27 protein-coding genes are annotated in these 24,425 nt (G+C 44.1%); 16 read left to right on the forward strand and 11 right to left on the reverse strand.

The annotated features are described in order from the left end of the window. The first annotated feature begins 3 nt into the window (after positions 1-3). The 3 genes from IDJ76_RS20985 to IDJ76_RS11680 all read left to right on the forward strand — a co-directional run bounded on the left by IDJ76_RS20985 (position 4) and on the right by IDJ76_RS11680 (position 2,199). The gene (locus tag IDJ76_RS20985) at positions 4-126 is read left to right on the forward strand and encodes a hypothetical protein (protein ID WP_262892220.1); all 123 of its coding nucleotides are present in this window, start codon (positions 4-6) and stop codon (positions 124-126) included. 331 nt (positions 127-457) lie between these two features. Continuing rightward, positions 458-1,393 carry a hydrogen peroxide-inducible genes activator gene (locus IDJ76_RS11675; protein WP_191163496.1) on the forward strand — a complete coding sequence of 312 codons (936 nt, stop codon included), beginning with the start codon at positions 458-460 and terminating at the stop codon, positions 1,391-1,393. A 26-nt stretch (positions 1,394-1,419) separates the two neighbouring features. Continuing rightward, a complete protein-coding gene (locus tag IDJ76_RS11680; RefSeq protein ID WP_191163497.1) occupies positions 1,420-2,199 on the forward strand; it encodes an ATP-binding protein in 780 nt (259 codons plus the stop codon). On the opposite strand, the gene IDJ76_RS11685 is transcribed toward IDJ76_RS11680, so the two are convergent. The 3 genes from IDJ76_RS11685 to IDJ76_RS11695 form a co-directional block, all read right to left on the reverse strand. Further along, positions 2,167-2,583, reverse strand: a complete 417-nt coding sequence (locus tag IDJ76_RS11685; RefSeq protein WP_191163498.1) for an HIT family protein — start codon at positions 2,581-2,583, stop codon at positions 2,167-2,169. The two genes, IDJ76_RS11680 and IDJ76_RS11685, sit on opposite strands and share 33 nt — an antisense overlap. Before the next feature lie 75 nt (positions 2,584-2,658). Next, positions 2,659-3,132, reverse strand: a complete 474-nt coding sequence (greA, locus tag IDJ76_RS11690; protein WP_191163499.1) for a transcription elongation factor GreA — start codon at positions 3,130-3,132, stop codon at positions 2,659-2,661. 235 nt (positions 3,133-3,367) lie between these two features. Then, positions 3,368-4,303, reverse strand: a complete 936-nt coding sequence (locus tag IDJ76_RS11695) for an NAD(P)-dependent oxidoreductase (RefSeq protein ID WP_191163500.1) — start codon at positions 4,301-4,303, stop codon at positions 3,368-3,370. A gap of 128 nt (positions 4,304-4,431) precedes the next feature. On the opposite strand from IDJ76_RS11695, the gene IDJ76_RS11700 reads away from it, so the two are divergent. Then, a complete protein-coding gene (locus IDJ76_RS11700) occupies positions 4,432-4,989 on the forward strand; it encodes a hypothetical protein (protein ID WP_191163501.1) in 558 nt (185 codons plus the stop codon). A gap of 83 nt (positions 4,990-5,072) precedes the next feature. Here IDJ76_RS11700 and IDJ76_RS11705 read toward each other — a convergent pair whose 3' ends face one another. Both IDJ76_RS11705 and IDJ76_RS11710 read right to left on the reverse strand, forming a co-directional pair. After that, the gene (locus IDJ76_RS11705) at positions 5,073-5,645 is read right to left on the reverse strand and encodes a pentapeptide repeat-containing protein (RefSeq protein WP_191163502.1); all 573 of its coding nucleotides are present in this window, start codon (positions 5,643-5,645) and stop codon (positions 5,073-5,075) included. A 3-nt stretch (positions 5,646-5,648) separates the two neighbouring features. Then, complete coding sequence (locus tag IDJ76_RS11710; RefSeq protein ID WP_191163503.1) at positions 5,649-6,524, reverse strand: alpha/beta fold hydrolase; 876 nt, start codon at positions 6,522-6,524, stop codon at positions 5,649-5,651. Positions 6,525-6,596: 72 nt separating this feature from the next. Here IDJ76_RS11710 and IDJ76_RS11715 point away from each other — a divergent pair, with 72 nt between their 5' ends. The 8 genes from IDJ76_RS11715 (at position 6,597) to IDJ76_RS11750 (ending at position 14,027) form a co-directional block, all read left to right on the forward strand. After that, complete coding sequence (locus IDJ76_RS11715; protein WP_224746290.1) at positions 6,597-7,169, forward strand: peroxiredoxin; 573 nt, start codon at positions 6,597-6,599, stop codon at positions 7,167-7,169. Between the two features lie 16 nt (positions 7,170-7,185). After that, positions 7,186-7,521 (forward strand): DUF1475 family protein, encoded by a 336-nt coding sequence (locus tag IDJ76_RS11720; RefSeq protein WP_191163504.1) that lies wholly within the window; start codon positions 7,186-7,188, stop codon positions 7,519-7,521. Beyond that, positions 7,514-8,308 carry a DUF1295 domain-containing protein gene (locus IDJ76_RS11725; RefSeq protein WP_191163505.1) on the forward strand — a complete coding sequence of 265 codons (795 nt, stop codon included), beginning with the start codon at positions 7,514-7,516 and terminating at the stop codon, positions 8,306-8,308. Before IDJ76_RS11720 ends, IDJ76_RS11725 begins: the two co-directional genes overlap by 8 nt. A 118-nt stretch (positions 8,309-8,426) precedes the next feature. Next, positions 8,427-9,461 (forward strand): SAM-dependent methyltransferase, encoded by a 1,035-nt coding sequence (locus tag IDJ76_RS11730; protein ID WP_191163506.1) that lies wholly within the window; start codon positions 8,427-8,429, stop codon positions 9,459-9,461. Continuing rightward, positions 9,419-10,591: an alpha/beta hydrolase gene (locus IDJ76_RS11735; protein WP_224746291.1), complete on the forward strand. Its 1,173-nt coding sequence runs from the start codon at positions 9,419-9,421 to the stop codon at positions 10,589-10,591. Before IDJ76_RS11730 ends, IDJ76_RS11735 begins: the two co-directional genes overlap by 43 nt. Position 10,592: 1 nt before the next feature. Beyond that, complete coding sequence (locus IDJ76_RS11740; protein WP_191163507.1) at positions 10,593-11,879, forward strand: NAD(P)/FAD-dependent oxidoreductase; 1,287 nt, start codon at positions 10,593-10,595, stop codon at positions 11,877-11,879. Between the two features lie 15 nt (positions 11,880-11,894). Further along, positions 11,895-12,719 carry a DUF1365 domain-containing protein gene (locus tag IDJ76_RS11745; RefSeq protein ID WP_191163508.1) on the forward strand — a complete coding sequence of 275 codons (825 nt, stop codon included), beginning with the start codon at positions 11,895-11,897 and terminating at the stop codon, positions 12,717-12,719. A 66-nt stretch (positions 12,720-12,785) separates the two neighbouring features. Continuing rightward, entirely contained in the window at positions 12,786-14,027 is a 1,242-nt protein-coding gene (locus IDJ76_RS11750) for an SAM-dependent methyltransferase (protein ID WP_191163509.1), read from the forward strand. Positions 14,028-14,126: 99 nt separating this feature from the next. Here IDJ76_RS11750 and IDJ76_RS11755 read toward each other — a convergent pair whose 3' ends face one another. Beyond that, on the reverse strand, positions 14,127-15,476 hold the full coding sequence (locus tag IDJ76_RS11755; RefSeq protein ID WP_191163510.1) for an MFS transporter: 1,350 nt from the start codon (positions 15,474-15,476) through the stop codon (positions 14,127-14,129). Between the two features lie 129 nt (positions 15,477-15,605). Between IDJ76_RS11755 and IDJ76_RS11760 the strand changes: the two genes are divergently transcribed. Further along, on the forward strand, positions 15,606-17,423 hold the full coding sequence (locus IDJ76_RS11760) for a PAS domain S-box protein (RefSeq protein WP_191163511.1): 1,818 nt from the start codon (positions 15,606-15,608) through the stop codon (positions 17,421-17,423). Positions 17,424-17,444: 21 nt separating this feature from the next. Here the strand turns inward: IDJ76_RS11760 and IDJ76_RS11765 are convergent, their stop codons facing one another. Together IDJ76_RS11765 and IDJ76_RS11770 are read right to left on the reverse strand one after the other, a co-directional pair. Further along, a complete protein-coding gene (locus IDJ76_RS11765; RefSeq protein ID WP_191163512.1) occupies positions 17,445-18,224 on the reverse strand; it encodes a molybdopterin-dependent oxidoreductase in 780 nt (259 codons plus the stop codon). After that, positions 18,214-18,906 (reverse strand): cytochrome b/b6 domain-containing protein, encoded by a 693-nt coding sequence (locus IDJ76_RS11770; protein WP_191163513.1) that lies wholly within the window; start codon positions 18,904-18,906, stop codon positions 18,214-18,216. The genes IDJ76_RS11765 and IDJ76_RS11770 overlap by 11 nt, the downstream gene beginning before the upstream one ends. Positions 18,907-19,012: 106 nt before the next feature. Between IDJ76_RS11770 and IDJ76_RS11775 the strand changes: the two genes are divergently transcribed. After that, positions 19,013-20,110 (forward strand): DUF5700 domain-containing putative Zn-dependent protease, encoded by a 1,098-nt coding sequence (locus IDJ76_RS11775; RefSeq protein WP_191163514.1) that lies wholly within the window; start codon positions 19,013-19,015, stop codon positions 20,108-20,110. Here IDJ76_RS11775 and IDJ76_RS11780 read toward each other — a convergent pair. The 3 genes from IDJ76_RS11780 to modA are packed head-to-tail and all read right to left on the reverse strand — an operon-like array spanning position 20,107 to position 22,182. Further along, a complete protein-coding gene (locus tag IDJ76_RS11780; RefSeq protein WP_191163515.1) occupies positions 20,107-20,730 on the reverse strand; it encodes an ATP-binding cassette domain-containing protein in 624 nt (207 codons plus the stop codon). The genes IDJ76_RS11775 and IDJ76_RS11780 overlap by 4 nt on opposite strands. Continuing rightward, a complete protein-coding gene (gene modB / locus IDJ76_RS11785) occupies positions 20,727-21,398 on the reverse strand; it encodes a molybdate ABC transporter permease subunit (protein WP_191163516.1) in 672 nt (223 codons plus the stop codon). Before modB ends, IDJ76_RS11780 begins: the two co-directional genes overlap by 4 nt. 16 nt (positions 21,399-21,414) lie before the next feature. Beyond that, positions 21,415-22,182: a molybdate ABC transporter substrate-binding protein gene (gene modA / locus IDJ76_RS11790; protein WP_224746292.1), complete on the reverse strand. Its 768-nt coding sequence runs from the start codon at positions 22,180-22,182 to the stop codon at positions 21,415-21,417. Positions 22,183-22,321: 139 nt separating this feature from the next. On the opposite strand from modA, the gene IDJ76_RS11795 reads away from it, so the two are divergent. Continuing rightward, positions 22,322-23,173, forward strand: a complete 852-nt coding sequence (locus tag IDJ76_RS11795; protein ID WP_191163517.1) for a glycoside hydrolase family 16 protein — start codon at positions 22,322-22,324, stop codon at positions 23,171-23,173. Positions 23,174-23,187: 14 nt separating this feature from the next. Continuing rightward, positions 23,188-24,423, forward strand: a complete 1,236-nt coding sequence (locus tag IDJ76_RS11800) for a glycoside hydrolase family 5 protein (protein WP_191163518.1) — start codon at positions 23,188-23,190, stop codon at positions 24,421-24,423. The last annotated feature ends 2 nt before the right edge of the window (positions 24,424-24,425 follow it).

Below are 24,425 nucleotides of genomic sequence, written 5' to 3' on the forward strand. Positions count from 1 at the left end.
ATTATGGCAACCAAAGGCAAAAGAGGCCCCTGCTGGGCAGGTTATAAAATAGCCGGGATGAAGAAAAAGAAAGGCAGGCAAGTGCCCAACTGTATCAAGGCATCGCCTAAAAAGAAGAAAAAATAGTAAATGTCAAGGGCCACTTCAAACGAAGCGGCCCTTACTATTTACTAAAGTGGGCTACTTATTAAGCCGGCATGTATTTCATGGTTTCTGAAAGATCGAGTTGCAAACCTTGCGCAAAAAAGCCCGGATTTGCTTACCATATCGCTAAAACTGCGAGGACAAACTGTTTGCGAATTTAATGCTCGGCATATGGCTTACCGGATGCGGCAGTGAGTTTCTTTTTTATAGGTTCCATGATGTTTGGTTTTCTTTTAGTAATCAAACATCATCGAAATATTTTAATAGATAAAATCAATTATTACTATATTTGCATAGATAATATCTATACAATATGACCCTTACCCAGCTGGAATACGTTGTAGCCGTTGATACGCACCGCAGTTTTGTGGCCGCTGCCGAAAAATGTTTTATTACCCAGCCTACGCTAAGTATGCAGATCCAAAAGCTGGAAGATACGCTGGGCGTTAAGCTTTTTGACCGCAGCAAGCAGCCGGTTACCCCTACCGAAATAGGAATTGAAATCATTGCCCAGGCACGTGTTTTACTTGCCGAAAGCGAAAAAATAAAGGAGATCATCAGCGACAGGCAAAAAGACCTTTCAGGCGAATTAAGGGTTGGCATTATTCCTACCGTTGCGCCCTACATTTTGCCTAAGATAATGCACGGTTTCATAGAAAAGTATCCCGCCGTAAAGTTGGTAGTATGGGAGCAAACTACTGAGCTTATCATCCAACAGCTTAAAATGGGTGTGCTGGATTGCGGCATACTATCTACCCCGCTACATGAAAGCAACCTAACCGAGATCCCTGTATTTTATGAAAATTTTGTCGCCTACGCATCAAAGAACAGTAAGCTGTTTAAAAAGAAAAATATTACCCCCGATGATATAGATATGGAAGAAATTTGGGTTTTAAATGAGGGCCATTGCATGCGCGAGCAGGTCCTAAACATTTGTCAGCGACGCAAAGCCACCAAAGGATATCAACATTTTGAATACAATACTGGTAGCGTAGAAACTTTGAAACGAATGGTAGACACGAATAACGGCGCTACCATTTTACCGGAGCTGGCCCTTGCCGACCTGAGCGACAAGCAGCTTGACCGCGTGCGCTATTTTAAAAGCCCTGAACCTGCACGCGAGGTAAGTATAGTAATGCACCGTAACTTTTTAAAACGCAGGATGATAGAAGCTTTAAAAAATGAGATACTAGACTTTCTACCCAAACGCCTGCGCAGTAAAAAGAAGAAAGAGATAATGGATATATGAAGACCCCCATTAACTGAAAAAAAACTATGAACCAAACAGACAATCGCTTTGAGGCTCAACGAATAACTACCATTATGGACTGGCCCGATGTGGTGTTTAATCACATGATTGCAGAGCAGGCTTCCCGGCTTATCGAACAACAATCTTTTCGCGCATTATTTTTAGGGCCTCCCGGCACGGGTAAAACACTCATGGCCACATTAATTGGTAAATCATCAGGCAGGGATGTTTATCTTGTCGACCTTTCGATGGTCGTATCCAAATATATTGGCGACACAGAAAAAAACCTATCGCTGATATTTGATGCCGCGCAAACAAAAAATGGCATTTTATTATTTGATGAGGCGGACTCCCTCTTTGGCAAGCGTACACTCAGCACAGAAGGGAACAATATAACAGCAGATCAACAAATAGATTTTCTGTTGAAAGAAATACAACGTTATGAAGGGGCCGTGATTTTGGCTTCGAACCTGTGCGCAAACACAGATAAAGTATTTACAGGTTCGTTTGATATTATGATACGCTTTGGCATACCTACAGCAGAGGAACGCTACCGTCTTTGGCTAAATTCATTTTCAGGTCAATTTAGTTTCAGTCCTGAAATTGATATGCACAAAATTGCTGAAAAATATGAACTTACAGGGGGCGCAATTGTCAATATCTTACGTTTTTGTGCGCTTGAGGCAACATGTAAAAAAGAATCATGCGTAACCCAAGGAAACACTAATTTACGGAATACAAAGGGAATACAAAAAGGTAAAGATGCGTATGCCTTAGGGCGTTTCGTCATGTGTAACAACCTTTAGCGCTTCTCTGATTTTCTCTGCCGTAGCGGTCAGTTCTTCCTGGCTTGGCGATAGTTTTGGGCGGGCAAAATTCATATCATCCACACGGTTAATCGGTATGAGGTGAATGTGTGCATGAGGCACTTCCAGCCCAATAATTGCAACACCAACCTTTTTGCAGGGAATGGCCTTTTTTACACCGATAGCAACAATCTTGGTAAAGATTTGCAGTTCGTTGTAAGTGATATCATCCAAGTCAAAAATATAATCAACTTCTTTTTTAGGGATAACCAACACATGTCCCTCGGCAAGCGGGCTGATATCTAAAAAGGCTAGGAACTCGTTAGTTTCGGCAACTTTATGGGAGGGTATTTCGCCGGATATTATTTTTGAAAAGATGCTCATTGGTTTTAATTTTGAATTAGTGATTTGGTGAATTAGTGATTTAATTCGCTAAATCACTAATTCACTAACTCCTCATTATCTTGAGATCTCCATTATCTCGAATTCGATTTTACCTGCAGGAACAGTGATTTCGGCTATCTCACCTACAGATTTACCTAACAGCCCTTTAGCTATAGGTGATGTTACCGAGATTTTGCCTGTTTTCATATCAGCTTCACTTTCTGATACCAACTGATAGCTCATGGTTGCACCGCTTTTAACATTCTTGATCTTCACGATAGATAAAGCCAGCACTTTAGACATATCTAATTTTGATTCATCTAACAAACGTGCGTTAGCCAATACCTCTGACATTTGAGAGATCCTGGCTTCATGTAATCCCTGCGCTTCTTTAGCTGCGTCATACTCAGCGTTTTCAGATAAGTCGCCCTTGTCGCGAGCTTCGGCAATTTGTTTTGATATATCAGACCGCACAGTCGTTTTCAAATACTGTAATTCTTCTTTTAGTTTTTCTAAACCTTCTTTGGTGTAGTAAGATACCTCTGCCATAACACAATTATAATTAGTATTAATAATAAATTGACGCCAAAAAAAACCGCCCCCCTACTTTTTTCATAGAAGAGCGTAATGGCCTTAAAAACGAACAAGACTACGTGGGCTGGGCCTGCATAGTCTTGTTTAGTATAAAAACGAAGATAAGTGAATTAAGTTTTAATATCCAAATTTTGTTGGTCGGATTTCCTTGATAATTAGGTTTACCTTATAAAAATCGATTCCCGCTCAACTACTCACCAATCTCTAAAACCAAAAGCTTTTGCGCCATCACCTCGCTAATTTTACGATAGCTGTCGAACGTCCATCCGGCAACATGCGGGCTGAGTATCACTTTGCCATTTTGGCGTAATTCATCAAACCAAGCCTGATCTGCTATAGCGGGGAATTTTTCTACCTCCAGAACATCCAGCCCTGCACCTAATATTTTGCCCTGCTTAATTGCGTTTAATACCGCTTGTGTTTTTACAACTTTACCGCGCGATGTATTTAACAGAAATATGGGCCTGCGAAAGTGGAACAGGTATTCGTCGTCAACCAACCCATTGGTTTCTTTAGTTAAAGGTATGTGAAAGCTCACCACGTCGCTAGTGCGTACTATTTCTTCCATACTTACCTCGCGGGCATATTGGTCGCTAAAACCGGTTTTATATTTGTCGTAAGCTATTACCAGCACACCTAAGCCCGAGAGCTTTTTGGCGAAACTTTTACCCATATGACCATAACCGACAATACCAACCGTTTTGCCTTTCAGTTCGTGCCCGCGGTTAGCTTCGCGCAACCACTTGCCATTACGTATCTCGGCATCGGCGGTGTTAATATTATTCATCATGTTAAGCAGCAAACCCACAGCATGCTCACCCACTGCATCCATATTACCTTCCGGGGCGTTTATTAAGGTTACACCTTTCGCACGGGCATAATTTTCGTCAATATTATCCATACCGGCGCCGGCACGGCAAATAAAGCGAAGGTTAATCGCCAAGTCCAACACATGTTTATCCACCTGGAATTTGGAGCGGACAACCAACCCCGCATACCCTGCCAATATCTCATAAGCCTCTTCGGGTTTTATGGTGGGCTGATAGTCGCAAGTGTAACCTAAAGCTTCGGCCTGCTCTATAAATATGGGATGGATATCGTCTACAATAAGAATGTTATTTTTCAAGGGGCAAAATGTTATTTGGAGAGCAAAATTACAAAAAGGAAAAGTAATAGTGTGGAGGCAAATAGGTTACTAAACTGCCGACTTAAAACTGGCACGTAAATAGCAATAAGTTATTTAAATTATAATCAATGAACTTTCCATTCAAAAAAACACGTACCGATATAAAACAGTATACAGAAAAGTTATCACACGATGGCTTTAAACAGATCTTTAACCGGATTGATCAACTCAGCATTAAAAAGGGGGTTGACACGATGGGGCTTGATAAATTCATCAACCAATGTGCTTACTTGGCAGCAGGAAGCGGCGCTATTGCGGGGAGCGGTGGTATCATCACGATGGTGGTGGGTATGCCGGTAGATTTTGTGAACCTGATAAGCCAGCAATTTAGGGTTACCATGGCTATTATGTATTACAACAAGGGCACTTATAAAATTGGTTTTGATGATTTTATGGGATTAGTCGCAACATCCTTCAAAGTGGAAGCCGGTGTTGCCATGAGCAAAACCATGATGGAAGGCATTGCCGAAAAGCTATTACTTGCTTTCGGGGTGCGCACGGCCGAGCGGCTGGTGCCGGTAGTAGGCGCCGTTATTGGAGGTACAGCAAATTATATGTTTGTGAAGCGCATGGCCGGCAAAGTGAAGGAGTTATATCCAAATCCGACGGTGATACCTGTCTATTAGATAAGATTTTCCAAACAAGCGTAAGGATAATACAGGTCGGCGTAATCATAAATCACTCGGGTGGGCCCGAGCGAATGACTGCTTTACACAACTTTTAACTGGTGCCTGGTTAGCAGGCCTTCCAATCCCTGCGAGGAGAATATCGCCTTTTTCACATTGTTCAGTTCCGGGTCTATCGAGAAGTTAAAAGCGCGGGCAAAGTTAACTGCACCCAGATCGGTACGGTTAAATATGGCGTTATCCAGGTCGCAGTCATTGAAGGTCGATCCGGTTAAAACGGCGTCGGCAAAGGTTACTTCCTTTAGTTTTGAGTTGGCAAATTTGGTCTTCACCATCTTTTTGCCCATAAATGACGAATAATCTAACGTGCAGTTATCAAAACCAACGCTGAACAAAAAATCCGTGCATTTGCTAAAATTTACGCCCAGTACCTTGCAATTCTTAAAAGCAACATCGTTCAAGGTAGACTGGTCCAGCTTCATCATCGATAAATTGCAGCCGTCGAAGGAGCAGTCCAGGAATTTGTTGCCGGTAAATGTGCTGTTGGCAAAATCGCAGTTGCGGAAAGTGCAGCTTTGAAACTCCCTGCCGCGTACCACGTTATCGGCATAGTTCTCTTTATCAAACAGTTGGTCTTCGTAATTCAGTTGATCCATTTTTTAACTATTCTCAGCTAAAATCGTACTTATTTCGGCAACAACATCGTTAATTAACGCTGAATTTTTAATAATCGCGGCATGCCCGGCATCTTCGTAATTACGGGTACGGATCTCCGGATGCACGGCCAGGAACTTTTGCAGATATTCGTCGGGCAGGGTCATGTCATGTGGGTCATAAGCGAGCCAGTGATTTAATCCGGCAGAGAATTGATAAAGGTCTGTCAGGTTAAAGCTGGCCGGCCACCTTCCGTATTTTTCACTAAAACTCTTTAAAAATCCCTGTTGGTTTTCAGGTGATACGCCCGCAGTTTCCATTGTTCTCAAAAAATTTTCATGCAAAAGTATCATGGGTGTTATGCTGATCAATAACCTGGGTAGTGCAGATAGTTTTGCTAAAGTTACCACGTTAGCCATTGCCCCTGCCGAATGGCCTATCACTACATCGGGCGTGCCTATTTTTTGGATCACCGCCTCCGCAGCCTCCGCGATCAGCAGGATACTGGATAGGTCACCTTCCGAACTGCCGCAGCCGGGCGCGTCAAAAGCGATCACCTGGTTGCCGGTATTTTCGAGCAACGCGGTGATCATTTCTGTAAAATCTGCCGCTTTTGAACCCCAACCGTGAGTAATTAGTATCTTATTTGGGCCGCTGCCCCATTTAAAAGCATTAATTGTCAGGTTAGTATTCGTAAAATATTTGTCACAAACGGTAACCTTAAATTGTTCGGCTTTATTTAAAAATTGCTCCTGGCGCAGTCTTAGGGGCATTTTTGGCGAATAACAAATAAGTTTCCACAGTAGGTCGGTAACCTGTGTTGACACCGGGCCGCCTGCTATATGTTTCACTTGGCTAACTATTTGCTTTAATGTTTTCATGTCGGGTTTCAGGTATAACAAAACTATACAATGTTACGTACAACGACATACCTGTCCTTAATAAATATTGCAATGGAAAAATCGCAGACCCCCAATTCACCGTACATAGATGATATGAAGTTCACCATGATCAAATATCTGCTGGTAGTATTAGCTATATCATTTTTATTCGCGCTTACCGCACAAGCACAAAAGCACGTAGAAACCGGCGAGAAAGCCCCTCTGTTTTCGTTAACAGACCAAAATGGTAAAACATTTAATATGGCTAATGAAGTAGGTAAAAGCACCCTTGTAATTTATTTTTATCCTAAGGATGAGAGCATGGTTTGCACTAAAGAGGCCTGCGCGTTCCGCGATAGTTTTAACGAGTTTACAAAAGCAGGTGCAAAGGTTATCGGCATTAACTCGGGTACCGTAGCCAGCCACAAAGCGTTTGTTGATCATTATAAATTGCCTTTCACTTTATTGAGTGACCCCGATAACAAGGTTTACAACATGTTTGGTGTAAAGAAGAAAATGTTTATGAGCGGCCGCGAAACCTTTGTGGTTGACAAAACCGGTAAAGTTGTATATTCACATGCGGCAATGCTGCAGGGTAAAGAACATGCCGACGACGCCCTTACGTTTATAAAACAGGCTAAATAAAATATTATTCTTATAAATGATCACCGCTTTAAAAGTTATCTTCAGCATTCTTTTTGCTTGGGTTTGTTATGTGGTGATCAGTACCAGCATTCAAAGTAACTTATTTAAAGAGTGGGATTACCTGGGGTCTATCCCCTGGATGCGTGCAACCTTGTGGGATTTCTACGCCAACGTATCGGTTATATACCTTTGGGTATGTTATAAAGAAAAAGGCATCTTCTCTAAAATCGTCTGGCTCGTCTTATTAATTGTGTTGGGCAGCATTGCAAGTACGGCATTTGTTTTAATCCAATTATTCCGCCTGAAACCTAACGAGGGGCTGAAAGAATTTTTTACCGCCCGTAATGGATAATCATTCACTACTCAGCTTAATAGTTTACAGTGTAATTGCCTGTTGCGTTATTATGGCCCTGGTTTGGCTCTGGTCGTACAAGATCAAGAATGCCGGGGTAGTCGATATTTTCTGGTCGTACAATTTCCCGGTCATCGCTATCATCCTTTTAATTTTCGCACCCGGTTTTGAAACCCGCAAGTATTTGATTTGCGGCATGGCTATTTTAGGCGGTTTGCGCTTAGGCACCCACCTGGCCACGCGCGTATTAAAACATTTGTATGAAGAAGAGCCCCGCTACGCACACATCCGCAAGGAATGGGGGGCTAATGCCGAGCAGAAGATGTTTGGTTTTTTTCAGATGCAGGCCATATCAAACGTGTTGCTGGCCATACCTTTTTTCATCAGCGTGATGAACCCCGATCCGCAGATCTCGGTATTGGAACATGCCGCCGTAGTGCTTTGGGCGATCAGTGTGGTAGGCGAGGCCACCGCCGATAAGCAGCTGAGTAACTTTAAAAAGGACCCGACTAATAAAGGCAAGGTTTGCGATACCGGCCTTTGGCATTACTCGCGTCACCCCAATTATTTTTTTGAATGGCTCATGTGGGTGTCTTACTTCGTATTCGCGCTGGCATCTCCTTATGGTATTTTAGCCGTCATCAGTCCGGCTATTATTTTGTACCTGCTGCTAAAGGTAACCGGCATCCCTACTACCGAGCAGCAATCCCTGCGCTCTAAACCCGAGGCGTATAAAAAATACCAGGAAAATACCAGTGTGTTTATCCCGTGGTTTAAAACTAAGTAAGGGCGGAGGTTGCGTTTGTAATGGGATAATTACCTGAAAATTTCTCTTCTTAAAATCTGTATTGTTAACTAAAACGTATACCTCTATATAACAATTAATAACACAACCTATACCCCCAATGTGGTACGATAAACTGGTAGAGCAAGACAATGTCCCTGATTTTTTATTAAGGCAAGGCATCCGCAAATTATTAAAACAACGCCTGATAGATGAGAACAAGGGCGGCGTTGAGGCACAGCAGGCACACCTGATGGATCTGATAGCCAAACTGAAGGCATCGCCCATAGCGGTAAACACGGTAGATGCCAACCAGCAACATTATGAGGTACCTACACGGTTTTACCAGTATTGCCTGGGTAAAAACTTAAAATACTCCAGCGGTTACTGGAAGAAAGGCGTTACCGATATTGATACGTCAGAAAACGATATGCTTGCCCTAACCTGCGAACGTGCCGGTTTAAAGAATGGGCAGCAAGTGTTAGAACTGGGCTGCGGTTGGGGTTCGTTGTCGCTTTATATGGCGGCTAAATTCCCGGGCAGCGAGTTTAAGGTAGTATCTAACTCGCGTACCCAAAAGATCCATATTGACGAACAGGCAAAGGAGCGGGGTATCACTAACCTTACCGTGCTTACCGCCGATATGAACACCTTTACCATCGACGAGAAATTTGACCGCGTAGTATCGGTAGAGATGTTTGAGCACATGCGCAATTATCAGCTGCTGATGAAAAAGGTAGCTTCGTGCCTTAAGGATGATGGCAAACTGTTCATCCACATATTTACCCATAAAGAATACGCCTATTTGTTTGAGGTGATTGACGAAACCGACTGGATGAGTAAATATTTTTTTACCGGTGGTATCATGCCGAGCGACGACCTGATGTCGTACTTTAACGATCACCTGGTGGTAGAGGATCACTGGCATGTGAGCGGTACGCATTACGCCAAAACATCAGAAGCCTGGCTACAAAACATGGATGCCCACAAAACCGAAATTATGCCATTGTTTGAGCAAACTTACGGTAAAGACCAGGCTGTAAAATGGTGGGTTTACTGGCGGTTATTTTACTTAGCTTGTGCCGAACTTTGGAATTACAACAACGGTAACGAATGGATAGTAAGCCATTACTTATTTCACAAAACTGGGGCATGATCAGGTTAATACTACTTATCCTTCTATTCCTTATTTCGCTTCTTGCGGTTTTTAAGGCACCGGCCTATTACCTGTGGCTGCTGGCTATCGGCGTAACCGAGTTCCCTTTGGTGTTTGCTGCTATTACGGCTATACTGCTAATTGCAGGTATCTGGCTGCATAAATATCAAATGGCTACTACTTTATTTGGCGTATTAGCCATCATATTTTATTTATCGCCCATTGTACGGGCTTACATAGTAGCCGCAACGGTGAAGCAAAACTTTGTTGCTGTTTTTGGGCAGGGCAGCGCCAATATCAATGGCGATAGTACACAGGCGCCTTTCAGCTTTTTAAAAATGTTTAGCGGCCCGCCCGAGGCAGATTATCAAACGTTGACTTACAATACAGATAAAGCCGAACCGCTTACGCTCGATTTTTATCATTCATTTAAAGATGGTAAAAGGCCCTGCATCATTGTGGTACACGGCGGATCGTGGAGTGGCGGCGATACCCAACAATTGCCCGAGTTAAACAGCCATTTAGCCGCGCAGGGATATCAAGTAGCCGCTATTAATTACCGTATGGCGCCCAAGTATCAAACGCCTGCACCCGTTGAGGATATTCATAAGGTGTTTGCCTACCTGAAGGCCCATGCCGATTCGCTGCATATCGATACAAATAACTTTGTACTGGTTGGCCGCTCAGCAGGCGCGCAGATCGCGTTACTGTCGGCCTACTGGAAACCCGAACCCGGCTTAAAGGGTGTGGTTGATTTTTACGGCCCGGCAGATATGGTGTGGGGGTATTCGCTGCCATCTAATCCGCTGATTATGGATTCGCGGTTAGTGATGCGTAATTATATAGGCGGGTCATATGAAGATGTGCCGCAAAAATTCATTGCCAGTTCGCCCATTGAGTTTGTAAGCAAACAGAGCCCGCCTACCCTGCTGATCCACGGCGAAAACGATGTGCTGGTATCGCCCATTCATAGTATGAAACTGGATAAAAAACTAACAGAAAATAACGTTAAACACTTTTGGTTAAAATTACCATGGGCTACCCACGGGTTCGATTATAATTTAAACGGCCCCGGTGGCCAGCTATCCACTTACGTTGTTGAGCGGTTTATAAATACCGTAACCAAATAACATGCAAAAAACAGCCATTATAGGAACCGGTATTGCCGGTATGGGTTGCGGTCATTTTTTAAACCCAACTACCGATCTTACCTTTTACGAGCAAAATAATTACGTTGGCGGCCACACCAATACCGTTACTGTAGAAGAGGATGGCAAGCCCGTGTTTATCGATACCGGTTTTATGGTTTTTAACCACCAAACCTATCCCAACCTGTGTCGTTTATTTGATGAGATAGGCGCGCCTACCAAAAAAACAGATATGTCGTTCAGTGTACAGCACGTACCCACCAAACTGGAATACAGCGGCAGCAGCGTAAATCATTTATTCGCGCAACGCAAAAACATCTTTAGCCTAAGCTACCTGAAAATGCTTAACCAGATTGGTCGCTTTAATAAAGAGAGCGTTAAGATCCTAGACGACCCTAAATACGCCAATTATTCTATCGGCCAGTATGTGAAGGAAATGGGCTTTGGCGAGGATATGCTTTGGAAATACCTGGTGCCCATGAGTTCGGCCGTGTGGAGCACCCCGATGGAAGAGATGTTGGATTTCCCGGCGGTTACGCTGGTTCGCTTCTTTAAAAACCACGGCTTTTTAGGGCTGGATACCCAGCACCAATGGTACACCCCGGTAGATGGCAGCCAGTCGTACCGCGAGATCTTGATCAAACCTTTCCGTGATAAGATCCATACCGGCCGCAAGGCGGTAAAGGTATCACGTAATGCGGATGGTAAAGTTACCGTGCACGCTGCTGACGGTACTGCTGAAGTGTTTGACCGGGTGATCATCGCCAGCCACGGCGACCAGGCACTGTCCATGCTGGAAACTCCTACGGCGGATGAGCAGCGCCTGTTGGCTAATTTTAAATACCAATACAACAAAGCCACCCTGCATACCGATGAAAGTATTATGCCCAAAGCCAAACTGGCCTGGGCAAGCTGGAACTATCGCATCCAGATGCAGAACGGAAAGCTAATGCCGAGCACTATCTACTGGATGAACAGGCTGCAGGGGGTATCTGAGAAAACCAACTACTTCGTATCCATCAATCCGCATAATAATATCGACCCGAAGAAGATCATTCGCGAGATAGATTACGAACACCCATTATTTGATGTGCCCGCCATAAACGCACAGGCCGAATTGCATAAAATAAATGAGACCGGCCCGATATATTTCTGCGGCAGTTATTTTAAATACGGTTTTCACGAAGATGCCTTTGCCAGCGCGGTAAACCTATGTTCGCATTTACTGGGCAAGCCGGTGTACCCGGGGTTGATCCAAAAGGCAGAATAATCCGTATATTCAACTATGGCAAACGCTGCTATCAATTCCTGTTTATATAAGGCGAGGGTTATGCACCACCGTTTGGCACCGAAAGTTCACCGGTTTCATTACGACATTTTTATGTTTTACTTGGACCTGGATGAGATAGATACGCTGGATAAGCGGTTGAAATTAATGAGCCGCAATAAATTCAATCTGTTTAACTTTCGGGATAAAGACCATTTGCAGCTGCCCCGCGAAAACCCGGATACTACCAAAAATACCCGCGAACACCTGCGCCGTTACCTGCAAGAGCAAGGGGTAACTGAGCCGCTGGGCCGCATTATGGTGCTCACCAACCTAAGTACATTAGGGTATCAATTCAACCCGGTATCGTTTTACTTTTGTTATAATGAAAAGGATGAGGTAATTTGTTCGGTAGTAGAGGTTTGCAATACTTTCCGCGAAATGAAGCCCTATTTTTTAGGAGCGGGTACACAGCAGCAGGGCGGCTTTAAACTCAATACAGAGAAGTACTTTTACGTGTCGCCGTTTATTGAGATGGACACCAATTTTGATTTCGACCTGCAAATTCCCGGCGAAAAGCTACACGTAAAAATTGACGATTATGACAAGCAGGGGCAACGCTTTTTTATGAGCACCTTAACCGGCGTACGCAAGCCGCTAACGGATACTAACCTGTTATTGTACTTTGTAAGCTTCCCTTTAATTACCCTTAAAGTGATGGGGATGATTCACTGGCAGGCCTTAAAGCTGTGGTTAAAAAAAATCCCCTTTCACAAAAAGGAAGAAAATATCGAACTCCAAAAGGAAGTATTTAGGCCATATAAGTCAAATTATATATCTTAGAAAAAACTTTTTACCAATTATAATTCGTACATCTTGTAAATAACCCCCAACAGCGATACTTGCACTATGTTTAACACGCTTACCATATCTAAAAAGAGCATCGGCTTTTATCAAAACATTGTTCTTGGTTTTCTATACAAAATGGATAAAGGTTTCCTGAACCTTATCCTGCCAAGCGGCGAGGTAGTAAACATAGGCACAGGCGAGGGTAACATTACTGCAAACATTATCATCAACGATGAAGCTTTTTACAAACGTGTAATGCTGTTTGGCGATATCGGCTTTGGTGAGGCTTATACCGATGGACTTTGGGACACTGATAATATTACCAACGTTATTAAATGGGTATTGCTTAATATCGATAACGCGCCAAGCGTGTCGGGGGGTAAAACACAAGCCCTGGCGCTAAACCTGTTTAAATTTTTAAACAAATTCTCGCAATCAAGAAGAGCTAATACACTCGACGGTTCCCGTAAAAATATATCGGAGCATTACGATCTGAACAACGATTTCTTTGCCAGTTTCCTGGACCCGACCATGACCTATTCCAGTGCATATTTTTACCGCGATGGGTTATCATTAGAAGAAGCACAGATCGCTAAATACGACCGCCTTTGCCGCCAGCTGCACCTAAAACCTACCGACCATGTCTTGGAGATTGGCAGCGGCTGGGGTGGCAACGCCATTTACATGGCGAAGACGTATGGCTGCAAGGTAACATCCTTAACCATATCTGAAGAGCAGCACAAAATGGCTGTTGAACGGGTAGAAGCTGCCGGCTTAAGCCACAAAGTAAGTATCGAACTGCGCGATTACCGCACGCTGGAAGGCCAGTATGACAAGATCGTTTCGGTAGAGATGCTTGAAGCCGTAGGCCATAAATTCCTGGATGTATATTTTAAAAAATGCCACGAATTGCTCAAGAAAAGCGGCATCCTGGCGATACAGGTAATTACCTCGCCGGATTCGCGTTATGACAGCCTGCGTAAGGGTGTCGACTGGATTCAGAAGCATATTTTCCCCGGCTCATTATTGCCATCGGTGGCGGCAATCAATGGCTCTATTAACCGCACGGGTGATATGACTATGGTCGATCTGAAAGACCTGGGCATCGACTATGCCAAAACATTAAAACTGTGGTACGATCAGTTTAACCTCAACTTAGGCAGTGCAAAAACCCTGGGCTTTGATAATACCTTTATCCGCAAGTGGAACTACTATCTATGCTACTGCGAAGCTGCCTTTGCTATGCGTAACATCAACGTAATGCACCTGGTATACTCCAGGCCCAATAATGTAAGTTATTAATTTTTCTGTGTCATTGCAAGGGGCGCCAGCGACGCGGCAATCCTAGCATATCCGATTGTCCTGTTAGATTGCCACACTACGTTCGCAATGACATATTATTTAACCCCTGTCCGCCTTCCGCTCTTTAAAACGGCTAAAAAATACGATAGCCAATAAACAAAGCACGCAGCCGCAAATGCCGTTCAGGCGCAGGCCGTAGTCATTGCCGGGGTCTTTGCCGTAAACGGTAAGGAATGCAAACAGCGCTATCCCCAAAGTTTGCCCCATTTTTACAAACAGGTACTTTACTGCAAAAAACATCCCCTCGCGGTTTTCACCGGTGCGCTTGGCGTCATTCTGGGCTATTTCCGCAAGGATAGCATTTGGCAGTATCCCTAAAGATGCCAGCGGGAACGAAGCGCTTAACACCAATATATAGATCTGTGCCTTGGGGCTGATGGGGAGCTTTCCTAAAAAGAATATCGCCACAAAAATTAAACTCAGCAGCCCGAAAGAGAATAATACGATAGGTTTCTTACCCACCTTTTTAGAAAGGTAATTCACCAGCGGATAAAAAACCAGCGATACCAGCACCATCAGCCCCATTAAGGCGCCTCCCATAGATTCGGGCAGATGGAGCAGTACGGTAATAAAGAACAGCAATCCGCTGGAAATAATGCTGAGTGCCATGTAATACGAAAAATCGGATATGAGATAGTACTTAAAATTCCGGTTCTGAAATGTTTTACGGATAGCGGGCAGCAAAGGCAAATGCGATGGTTTGCTGTTAGAATATTTCTTCTCGTCGATAGCAAAAATTGGGATCAGCATGATAATGCCCGAGAATATGGCCATGCCCCAAATGGTATATTGCACGGCGGTGTCGCGGTCGCTGATATGTGCATACTTTTCAACCAGGTCGGCAAAGTTGTTCACCATAGCCGATAGGATGATGCCCAGTACAAAGCCTACCTGCTGCAACGAGGATAGCTTTACCCGTTCCTGCCCGGTGTTGGTCAACTCGGGTAGCAGCGCGTTGTAGGGAATGATGTAAGCGGTAGCCCCCATAAAAAAGAAAATAAGCGTAGCGGTGAGCCACCAGGCATTATAGATACTCTCGCCGCGTACAATGGGGTAAAATGTAAGCGCACAAAATACAACGGCCGGCAAAATGGCCCACTGCATGAACGGGATGCGCCTGCCGCGTTTATGGTTGCTTTTATCACTTAGGGACGCTATGAACGGATCAAAAAAGGCATCGATCAACCTGCCCGATGCGGTTATGATAGACATGATATTAAAGATACCGAACACCAGCAACTGCGGAATTAAGGGTAGTAAACCTGCGTTATTGGGCGGCAGGTAAAAGTAGGGTAGCATCACAATGATAATATTGGTCATGGTGCTCCAGCCGGCCATGCCGCAGGCGTATGCGAGTTGTTTGGAAAGAGGTAATTGAACAGGAGGCATTATCCGCAATATGCGAATATTAAGCGTGATAAAAAAAGGTCGCGTTAACAATCCCAATAAAATTTGGGGCACGTACAATTTATCCAACTAATTACGATATTTGATAATAATTATTTGGTGTGATAGGAAATGAGCGGGAATAATTTCGATATATTATTTTATTCGAGCCTGCAAGCCATGTGGGTGTTTGATGTAAATACACTTCAAATAGTTGAGGTAAATAACACCGCGTTAAAAAAATACGGCTATACGAAAAAGGAATTTTTAAGTAAGACCATTATGGACTTACGCGTACCGGAAGATATCCCGTTATTGGTAAAGGTTTTGCCCGATATACGGGGTACTAAAACAAGGTACCGGGAGTTTAAGCACATTGCCAAAAACGGCAGGATAATCAACGTAGAAATAATGTCATACCCCTTTGCTTTTAAAGGGGTAAACAGCAGGTTGGTAATTGCGCAAAATATTGACGAAAAAAAGGCGCTACTGGGACGGTTAGACTTTGCCGAATTTAAACTGGAACAAATTTTAGAAGAAACTAAAATTGGTTTTGTGCAGTTGAATTACCAGTCTATGATTACCTATTGGAATAAGGCGGCCGAGAAACTGATAGGTTATAAACGCGAATACACAGCCGGAAAAAATTTATGGCAATTATTCCCCGACTTGAGAGGGTCTGATTTTTATAATTACTATGAAAAAGTGAATGAAACCCGTAAGGCAGTCGAGTTTACAGAATACTTTTGGCCGATACAGAAATGGTTCAATATCGATATATACCCGGTGCCTGATGGCATTATCATTAATTTTAATGATATAACCGCAAAACAAAAGGTTGAAGAAAAGCTCCGGGAAAAGATAATCCAGATGTCTGAAGTTTCTTTCCTGAACTCTCATTACATCCGTAAACCGGTTGCCAGCCTGCTGGGGTTAACCAACCTATTAGACGAAAAGGTATTAAGCAATACAGAAATTAGCGAAGCCCTGGTACACATCAAAAATTGCGCGTTAGAGCTGGATGATATTATCAGAACCGTAAATGCCAAAGTAAATTTTGACGGCGACCCTGACGAGCCTGAAGAGGAAATGGAAGAGTTTTCTATAATGGCCCTCCTTAACACCGTAGTCGGCCAGCATGTTAACCGGCAATCTACACACTGTATCATCCAAAAAAAGAAAGCGGATTTTATTTATTATGGCCATAAAAAGGCTATAGCTACTGCTGTAAATAACCTGTTGCATAACGCAATTAAATTTTCGCCAAATGCCAGCAAGGTAATTGTAGACAGGCAGGTAATTGATAAAAACCTGGTGCTTTCTGTAAAAGATTTTGGGCAAGGGATAAATAGACCGCTGTTAAACAAGATATTCCTGAGTTTTACCAAAAAGGCAGTTGCGCGCGAATTAGGTACCGGTCTGCTAAAAGTGGCCGAGACCGCAAATAGCCACAATGGGAGTGTTTGGGTAGAAACTGTAGAAGGTGAAGGGTCAACATTTAGTATGCGACTTCCTTTAGCTGGTGCATCAATATCAAAAAAGCCGGGTAAGCGTAACACAGCAATTTTTAAAAATACAGGTATCGAAATTGAATATAACGCGCAGGAGCATGTTATAATTGCCGAATGGAATGGTTTTCATGGGCTGCATACAGTAAAAACGGGTGCCTTGAAAATATTGGAGGCCATAGAACTTCACAAGTGCGATAAATTGCTAAACAGCAATTTAAATGTATTAGGCAGCTGGGATAGTGCTGTTGACTGGGTTGCCGATGAATGGTTCCCGTTGGCAGCCTCGTTAGGGTTAAAACAGATAGCCTGGGTATACTCTAACAGTACTTTCAGCAAGCTATCTGTCGACCGTACAATTGAGATCGCCCCCAGGGAGGTTGCTCAAAAAGTATTTACCCGGTTAGATGATGCCAAAAACTGGCTGTTAGTACAGCATTGAATTGGCTGCATGCCGTTAATTTTATAACCCCGAATAATAATCATAACCTTCCCTTGCCCAATAATCGGGCGGGCGGGTGTTACTAAAAGTGATGCTGCCAATCCGTTTTAGATTTTTGATGCCGTATTTTACCGGGATGATTAGCCTTAATGGCGCACCATGGTTACCGGGGATAGGCTGGCCGTTCATTTCATAAGCCAGTATGGTTTGCGGGTGGATGGCGCTGGGCATATCCAACCCAACCTGGTAGCCTTTATCGGGCGTCATCATACCTACGTAGCTCATTTTGGTTTGGTCGACCAGGTTAAAGTGCTCCATAAAATCTATCATTTTTAAACCGCCCCAATGCTGTATCTGGTCCCAACCCTCTACACATTTAAAATCATAAACAATCTCGGTTTTCGGCAGGGCTTTGATTTGGTCAATGGTTACCTGCATAGTTTCGCCATTGGCTTTAGTAACGTTCAGCTTCCAGTCTTCAATTATAAACTTACCTTTTAAGCCAATGTTGCTGTTTACCCGCACATTTTTAGCAGCCCGCTCTTTAGGATAGGTTTTTACGAGGTGATTGTTGCTAAAAAAATTACGGAAGGCCAGTTCGGTTTTATTTAAGGCCCTGCGCAAAGGTTCTTTAGCCCCGGCGGTTACCCCTCTAACTTCTTTGGGTGTATGATAAAGCCATTGCCAGCCTTCATAAACGGCAAAGGCCATCACCCCAAATACCCCGAACGAGATAAAATTGCGTCGGCTGATCTGCTGATCTACCGTTAGTTCCTTTTTCACCTTATTTTTATTCTCCATCTTTTTGGGGTTCAATAGCAGGCTTAGGTTTAGTATTCACCACTTCGAAGCCGGAGATAACCGAGCGGAAATTATTCCAGCCCGCCAGTATTACCTGCACAATGTGGATGATAAAGAAAAGCACGTAGCCAATGGTCAAAACAAAGTGTTCTATCCGCGCCGCGTGGTAGCCGCCACAAAGCCAGGTAAGCGTACTAAATTGCACCGGTTTATAAATAGCCAGCCCGGTAATTAGCGAGCCAAAACCCATCACAATAATAGCGGTATAGGCAATACGCTGGGCGGCGTTATATTTATTTTGAAGGGGTGCCATTTTGCGGATGTGCAGATCATGCAGCAGCACCAGCCAGGCCTCTTTAAATGATTTGCGTTGGGGCACCAGCTCCCGCCACGAGCCGGAGATAAGCGTATACAAAATGTATACAACGCCATTAATGGCAAAAAGCCACATAAACAAAAAGTGAAAGGCCATCCCTTCGGCCAGCCGGCCGGGAATGTTAAGCGCGTTATAAAAACCCTGCGGAAAGAATTTATAAAAAGTATGCCCGAACAAGGTGATGGAGTAGGTATCGCTCGACCAGTAGATGAGCATTCCGCTCCAGATCATGATGGTAAGTATCGGGAAGTTTACCCAATGTGTCCATCGCATTAAAAGCGAATGTTTCTCTTTAATTACTTTCATTTTGAGGCGGCGCTAAATGACAGTTAAAAATACTCAAAAATACCATCTATAAATTATTATCGTAAACGAATATTAGGTAAATTTAGCTCACCTAAATTTTCCTCAAATGAAGATCAGTTTTGTTTGTTTAATTGCTTTAATGGTAACCCTTGTGCCGGTATTTGCGCAAAGCGGTCAAAAAATAAAGGTTGCGCTTGATTTTGAAAGCGCACAGTTAATAACCAATTTACTTTCGGGCAACCAGGTTACCGAAGCGCAGCTGGATGCGGCAGCCAAAGCACACGGCAACCAGCAGTTGATTGTTAAGGTTAAAGGTTACAGCGGCGCAGGCGAAGATGTATTTAAGGCAACCTTAAGGGAGGTTATAGAAACAGGGACTATTAAAGGAGAGGATAAGTACAACTGGAAGCTGGTTAAATCAAAATTACCCGAAATTAAAAAACTTCTGGTGCAGATAGCAGCAAATCAAGAGTCGTTTATTACTGATGTTACCAACATCATTCAATCTTATACGGCACCGCAAATTACGGCAACAGTTAGGGCTTGTTTCCTGGTGGGCGGCGGTTCGCTGGGTTTTGTGAACGGTGGCGACAATACCTTTAATGTAGCCCTGCAAAAAGTTGGCAATGACTACGAGGGGCTGAAATACCTGGTTGCCCATGAGCTGTACCACAGCATGCAGGATGCCGGGCAAAAGCTGCGTAAAAAAGTAAAGGATAAAAGTATGCCCTATTTTGCCCAGGCATCATACGGGCTGGCCTACAATGTCTGGAATGAAGGTACAGCTAACCTGGTGGGCGACTTTGCCAATGTAAAAACATCGGGCATGCTAACCATTATGCAGCGCGACGAAGAAAAGAAGAATAACAACCGCAGGCGCGAGAATTTCTTATTATTAGAGTCGATGATCTATAAAGCTTATAATGACACCGCCTCGCGCACATTTGACCGTATGTATAATATTGCATTTAGCACTTCGTACGATGAAGCCGGTTATTTTATGGGCTACGAAATGGCCAAAAAGATAGAGCAGTACAGTGGCCGCAAAGCCATAGCTGATATGCTTGTGCAAGACCCGCTGGTGTTTTTTGAAGAGTATATCCGGGTTTACAAAGCCCACCCGGAAGATCAGGTAATGATCCGCTTTGATGCATCTACAGAACAGATCATCGCAAAACTCGCTCCCTGGAAAGATAAGATCTAAACCTCGCTGCCAATAACCAGTTCGTCATCAGCTATCCCGTCCAGTTCCTGCGGGTTGTGGCTAACAATGATCACTGTTGCCTGCAATTCTTTAAATAACTTTTGCAGATCGGTTAGCAACCCGCCTTTCATTTTAATATCAAGTGCCGAAAAGGGCTCGTCCATCAGCAATAACCGGGGTTTAATGGCCAGTGCCCGCAAAATAGCCAACCGTTGCTGCTGCCCGCCCGAAAGATACTCTGGTTTGTGAGCTGTAAAAGTGTCAAGGCCGCCGATAGCCAGTAAACGTTCAATCCATGCGGCATCATCCGTAGCGTATTCCAGATGTTGTTTCACCGTCATGTTAGGAAACAGCGCATAATCCTGAAATACAAAACCAGTTTTGCGCTGTTGTGGTGGCAGGTTGATCTTTTTATCAGCATCAAACCAAACTTCGTAGGCTTTGATAATGCCGCTATCAGGCTTAATCAGCCCGGCTATCATTTTAAGGAATGTGGTCTTCCCCGCGCCCGATGGCCCCGTTATACGGGTGATGCTGCCCGGTACAAATGCTTTTTGCAGGTGTAGTAACTGCACCCCGTTGTAAGCCTTCAGCTTTTTTTGGATGTTTACCGTTATCATGCCAATGGGGTTTTTACCTGGTATTTATTGTAGATGAAAACACCCATCACCATCACAAAAGTAATGGCGAACAGGATGAGCGAATAATAATTGGCCGATGGATAATCCTGCTGCTCCACCGAGTCATAAACGGCAATAGATGCCACACGGGTTACGCCCGGGATGTTACCGCCTATCATCAGCACTACGCCAAACTCGCCCAGGGTATGTGCAAAGGTTAAAACGGCAGCCGTTAACAAAGATGGTTTGATGTTGGGCAGCAAAACATAACGTAAGGTTTGCCACTGCGATTTACCCAGGGTGTATGATGCCTGCGAGAGCGATAAAGGCAGTTGCTGAAACGCTGATTTAACAGGGCTGATCATAAAGGGCATGCTGTAAATTACAGATGCCAGCACCAACCCCTGGAATGAGAATACGAATTGCACGTTAAAAACCTCGCTGAGCCATTTGCCTAATCCGCGCTGCGGGCTAAAGGCCAGCAGCAGGTAAAACCCTAAAACAGATGGCGGCAGTACCAAAGGCATAGTAATAATGGCCTCGATAACGATCTTAAAAAACGACCGCTTTTTAGAGAGCCGGTAAGCCAGCGGCAAACCAAGGGCTAACAATATCAGGGTGGTGATAGCCGCTAATTTTAGGGTGAGCCAAATGGGGGTAAGGTCCATTTAAATGTGGTGAGTTTTATTGAACATGATAGCCATATTGCACCAAGATCTTTTTGGCCGGCGCGCTTAAGATATACCGGTAAAATTTAGCGGCATCGGCATTGTTCTGGCCATGTTTTAGTATCACCATGCCCTGCTCAATAGGTGCGTATATTTTAGGATCGATGGTTTGGGCAACCAACGGAAATTTGCTGCTGTTCTCTTTAAAGAATGATAGGGAGGTAAAACCTGCCTCTACCGAACCGGTGGAAATGTAGGTATTTACCTGGCTAATGCTTTCGCCGGTTATGAGTTTGGGTTTAACCTGATTATAAATGCCTTCGTGTTTAAGTGCCTCTTCGGCTGCTTTGCCATAAGGTGCAATGGCAGGGTTAGCTATGGCAATGCGCTTAACTTTGGCCGATGTAATGATCTTTTCCCAGCTTGCGTTTCCCGTTTTTTTGGTGCTGCACATCACCAATATGCCTTGCGCGTAAACAACCGGTGGCTGGGCAGCGAGTTTGGCTTTATACAGCCCGGCGGGGAAGGCGACATCGGCAGAGAGAAATACATCGAAGGGTGCGCCGTTTTTGATTTGCGTAGCCAGGTTGCCCGATGCGCCGGATATAGCATCTATACTGATATTGGTTTGCTTTTTAAAATCGGCCTGCAGGGCCTTAATAACAGGCTGCAGGTTGGCCGCAATAGCTACCTTAATGTTTTGTGCAAAAGTATTGGTTTGCAGCAGGAGCATTGCCCCCAAGCAGGCAAGCATATATCTGAATGATCTGGCTGATGTTTTCATGGTCGGGTATAAACCGTGTCTCACAAATTACGGATATAAATAAACCTGTACAAAGTAAACCTGTAAATTATGTAACTTAATAGTTTACATTTGTTTTGACTATACACCAATTATAGTTTAACACCAATTAACACCCATCATGAAAAATATTAAAACTGCTTCGGTATGCCTTGTTGCTGCGTTTTGCTTTTCCGCCTGTTCTAAACAAGCTACCGATACAACCAAAGCGCCAACAATTACACCCGTAGCTGTACTGGAAGATAAAGGCTGGGCTTTTGAAACCACACCCTATTTTGCGGATGAGTTTAGTGTTAATGGTGCGCCCAATACCGCCAACTGGACCTACGAAAATGGCGGCGGCGGTTGGGGCAATGCCGAACTCGAATATTATACACCGGCCAACGCAGTTGTTGCCGATGGCAAACTCACCATTACCGCAAAAAAGGAAACTATGGGTGGCATGGAGTATACATCAACCCGCATAGTATCTAAGGGGTTGCAGCTTGCTAAATACGGCCGTGTGGAAGTTAAGGCAAGGCTGCCAAAAGGTACCGGCATATGGCCGGCTATCTGGATGATGCCACAGGATAGCAAATACGGTAACTGGCCAAACTCCGGCGAGATCGATATTATGGAAATGGTAGGGTTTGATCCCGGCAACGTGCATTTTACAGTGCATAACCAAACCTATTTTGGCGCAAACGGACAGGGTGGCGCAAAGGTCATCAGCAGTTTTAATACAGACTTTCATGTATACCGGGTAGACTGGACACCCTATGCCTTACGGGGCTATATAGATGGCGACCTGATCTACACCTACACCAATAACGGCAAAGGCCCGGCTACTTACCCGTACGATCAGAATTTTTTCCTGATCCTTAATGTGGCGGTTGGTGGTAGCTGGGGCGGTACAAAGGGGGTAGATAATACTATCTTCCCCGCCGCGATGGATGTAGACTATGTGCATTTTTACAAAATGATTGATAAATAGAGATCTTATTAATAATGAAAAAATTACTAAGCCTGTCGCTGGCCTTGTTTGCTTGTACAGTCGCCTTTGCGCAAACTGCTAAATTTATCAATACTAAAGGGCAAAACATCATCGGTACCGATGGTAAACCTTTCCTGATCAAGGGTACTAACCTGGGTAACTGGCTTGTACCCGAGGGTTATATGTTTAAGTTTAAAAAAGTGAACTCGCAGCGATTGATCAACGAGGCACTGACAGAGATTGTTGGCCCCGAAGAGATGAAACTGTTCTGGCGCAAATTTCAGGATATTTATGTTACCGAGGCGGATATCCGGTTTTTAAAGGCATCGGGCTGCAATTCTATCCGCATACCGTTCCATTATAAGTTGTTCACCAATGAGGATTACATGGGCCAGAACAACCCTAACCGCGGGTTCCAACTGCTGGACAGGGTGATTGGTTGGTGTAAAAAGGCAAACCTTTACGTAATGCTGGATATGCACTGCGCACCCGGCGGCCAAACCGGCGATAATATTGACGATGGCAACGGTTTTCCCTTCCTGTTTAAAAGTGCCGCAAGCCGCAAGTTAACGGCCGGTATCTGGAAGCGGATCGCCGCACATTATGCAAAGGACCCTATTATATTAGGTTACGATCTGCTGAACGAACCCATCGCCCATTATTTTGATGTGAATGATCTGAACCCGCATCTGGAGCCTGTTTACAAAGAGATCACAGCTGCTATCCGCACGGTGGATAAGAACCATATCCTGTTTTTAGGAAGTGCGCAATGGGATAGTAACTTTAAGCCATTGGGGCCGCCGTTTGACCCTAAGCTGGTTTACCAATTCCATAAATATTGGACAGAGCCAACCGAAAAGGTGATAGAAGAGTATGTCGCGTTCCGTACTAAATATAACGTGCCAATCTACGTTGGCGAAACCGGCGAAAATACTGATGAATGGGTGCGCGATTTCCGCATCGTTTGCGAAAAGAATAACATCGGCTGGCATTACTGGCCATACAAAAAGCTCGACAATACCCGGGGCTTCATGAGCTTTAACCAACCGGCCAATTATGATAAGGTGATTGACTATACCGAAAAGGAGAGATCAAGTTTTGAGGACATCCGTAAGGTGAGTTTAACAGCTGCCGACAGGGAGCAAATGAAAAAGGCTCTTTACGACTTCCTGAAGAGCAGCAAGTTTGTGAACTGTATACCCAATAAGGGTTATATGGAAGCTTTAGGGTTAAAGGTGCCGGTTAAATAAGT

Source organism: Mucilaginibacter glaciei, assembly GCF_014773245.1.
GTDB classification, from domain to species: Bacteria; Bacteroidota; Bacteroidia; order Sphingobacteriales; family Sphingobacteriaceae; genus Mucilaginibacter; species Mucilaginibacter glaciei.

Coding starts and splice junctions, on each gene's coding strand:
- IDJ76_RS11715 (WP_224746290.1), top strand. CDS start 6,597: ATGGAAAAATCGCAGACCCCCAATTCACCGTACATAGATGATATGAAG.
- IDJ76_RS11725 (WP_191163505.1), top strand. CDS start 7,514: ATGGATAATCATTCACTACTCAGCTTAATAGTTTACAGTGTAATTGCC.
- modB (WP_191163516.1), bottom strand. CDS start 21,398: ATGGACCTTACCCCCATTTGGCTCACCCTAAAATTAGCGGCTATCACC.
- IDJ76_RS11680 (WP_191163497.1), top strand. CDS start 1,420: ATGAACCAAACAGACAATCGCTTTGAGGCTCAACGAATAACTACCATT.
- IDJ76_RS11730 (WP_191163506.1), top strand. CDS start 8,427: ATGTGGTACGATAAACTGGTAGAGCAAGACAATGTCCCTGATTTTTTA.
- IDJ76_RS11710 (WP_191163503.1), bottom strand. CDS start 6,524: ATGAAAACATTAAAGCAAATAGTTAGCCAAGTGAAACATATAGCAGGC.
- IDJ76_RS11720 (WP_191163504.1), top strand. CDS start 7,186: ATGATCACCGCTTTAAAAGTTATCTTCAGCATTCTTTTTGCTTGGGTT.
- IDJ76_RS11745 (WP_191163508.1), top strand. CDS start 11,895: ATGGCAAACGCTGCTATCAATTCCTGTTTATATAAGGCGAGGGTTATG.
- IDJ76_RS11685 (WP_191163498.1), bottom strand. CDS start 2,583: ATGAGCATCTTTTCAAAAATAATATCCGGCGAAATACCCTCCCATAAA.
- IDJ76_RS11755 (WP_191163510.1), bottom strand. CDS start 15,476: ATGCCTCCTGTTCAATTACCTCTTTCCAAACAACTCGCATACGCCTGC.
- IDJ76_RS11705 (WP_191163502.1), bottom strand. CDS start 5,645: ATGGATCAACTGAATTACGAAGACCAACTGTTTGATAAAGAGAACTAT.
- IDJ76_RS11675 (WP_191163496.1), top strand. CDS start 458: ATGACCCTTACCCAGCTGGAATACGTTGTAGCCGTTGATACGCACCGC.
- IDJ76_RS20985 (WP_262892220.1), top strand. CDS start 4: ATGGCAACCAAAGGCAAAAGAGGCCCCTGCTGGGCAGGTTATAAAATA.
- IDJ76_RS11770 (WP_191163513.1), bottom strand. CDS start 18,906: ATGAAAGTAATTAAAGAGAAACATTCGCTTTTAATGCGATGGACACAT.
- IDJ76_RS11795 (WP_191163517.1), top strand. CDS start 22,322: ATGAAAAATATTAAAACTGCTTCGGTATGCCTTGTTGCTGCGTTTTGC.
- modA (WP_224746292.1), bottom strand. CDS start 22,182: ATGAAAACATCAGCCAGATCATTCAGATATATGCTTGCCTGCTTGGGG.
- IDJ76_RS11765 (WP_191163512.1), bottom strand. CDS start 18,224: ATGGAGAATAAAAATAAGGTGAAAAAGGAACTAACGGTAGATCAGCAG.
- IDJ76_RS11780 (WP_191163515.1), bottom strand. CDS start 20,730: ATGATAACGGTAAACATCCAAAAAAAGCTGAAGGCTTACAACGGGGTG.
- IDJ76_RS11735 (WP_224746291.1), top strand. CDS start 9,419: ATGGATAGTAAGCCATTACTTATTTCACAAAACTGGGGCATGATCAGG.
- IDJ76_RS11760 (WP_191163511.1), top strand. CDS start 15,606: ATGAGCGGGAATAATTTCGATATATTATTTTATTCGAGCCTGCAAGCC.
- IDJ76_RS11700 (WP_191163501.1), top strand. CDS start 4,432: ATGAACTTTCCATTCAAAAAAACACGTACCGATATAAAACAGTATACA.
- IDJ76_RS11775 (WP_191163514.1), top strand. CDS start 19,013: ATGAAGATCAGTTTTGTTTGTTTAATTGCTTTAATGGTAACCCTTGTG.
- greA (WP_191163499.1), bottom strand. CDS start 3,132: ATGGCAGAGGTATCTTACTACACCAAAGAAGGTTTAGAAAAACTAAAA.
- IDJ76_RS11750 (WP_191163509.1), top strand. CDS start 12,786: ATGTTTAACACGCTTACCATATCTAAAAAGAGCATCGGCTTTTATCAA.
- IDJ76_RS11800 (WP_191163518.1), top strand. CDS start 23,188: ATGAAAAAATTACTAAGCCTGTCGCTGGCCTTGTTTGCTTGTACAGTC.
- IDJ76_RS11740 (WP_191163507.1), top strand. CDS start 10,593: ATGCAAAAAACAGCCATTATAGGAACCGGTATTGCCGGTATGGGTTGC.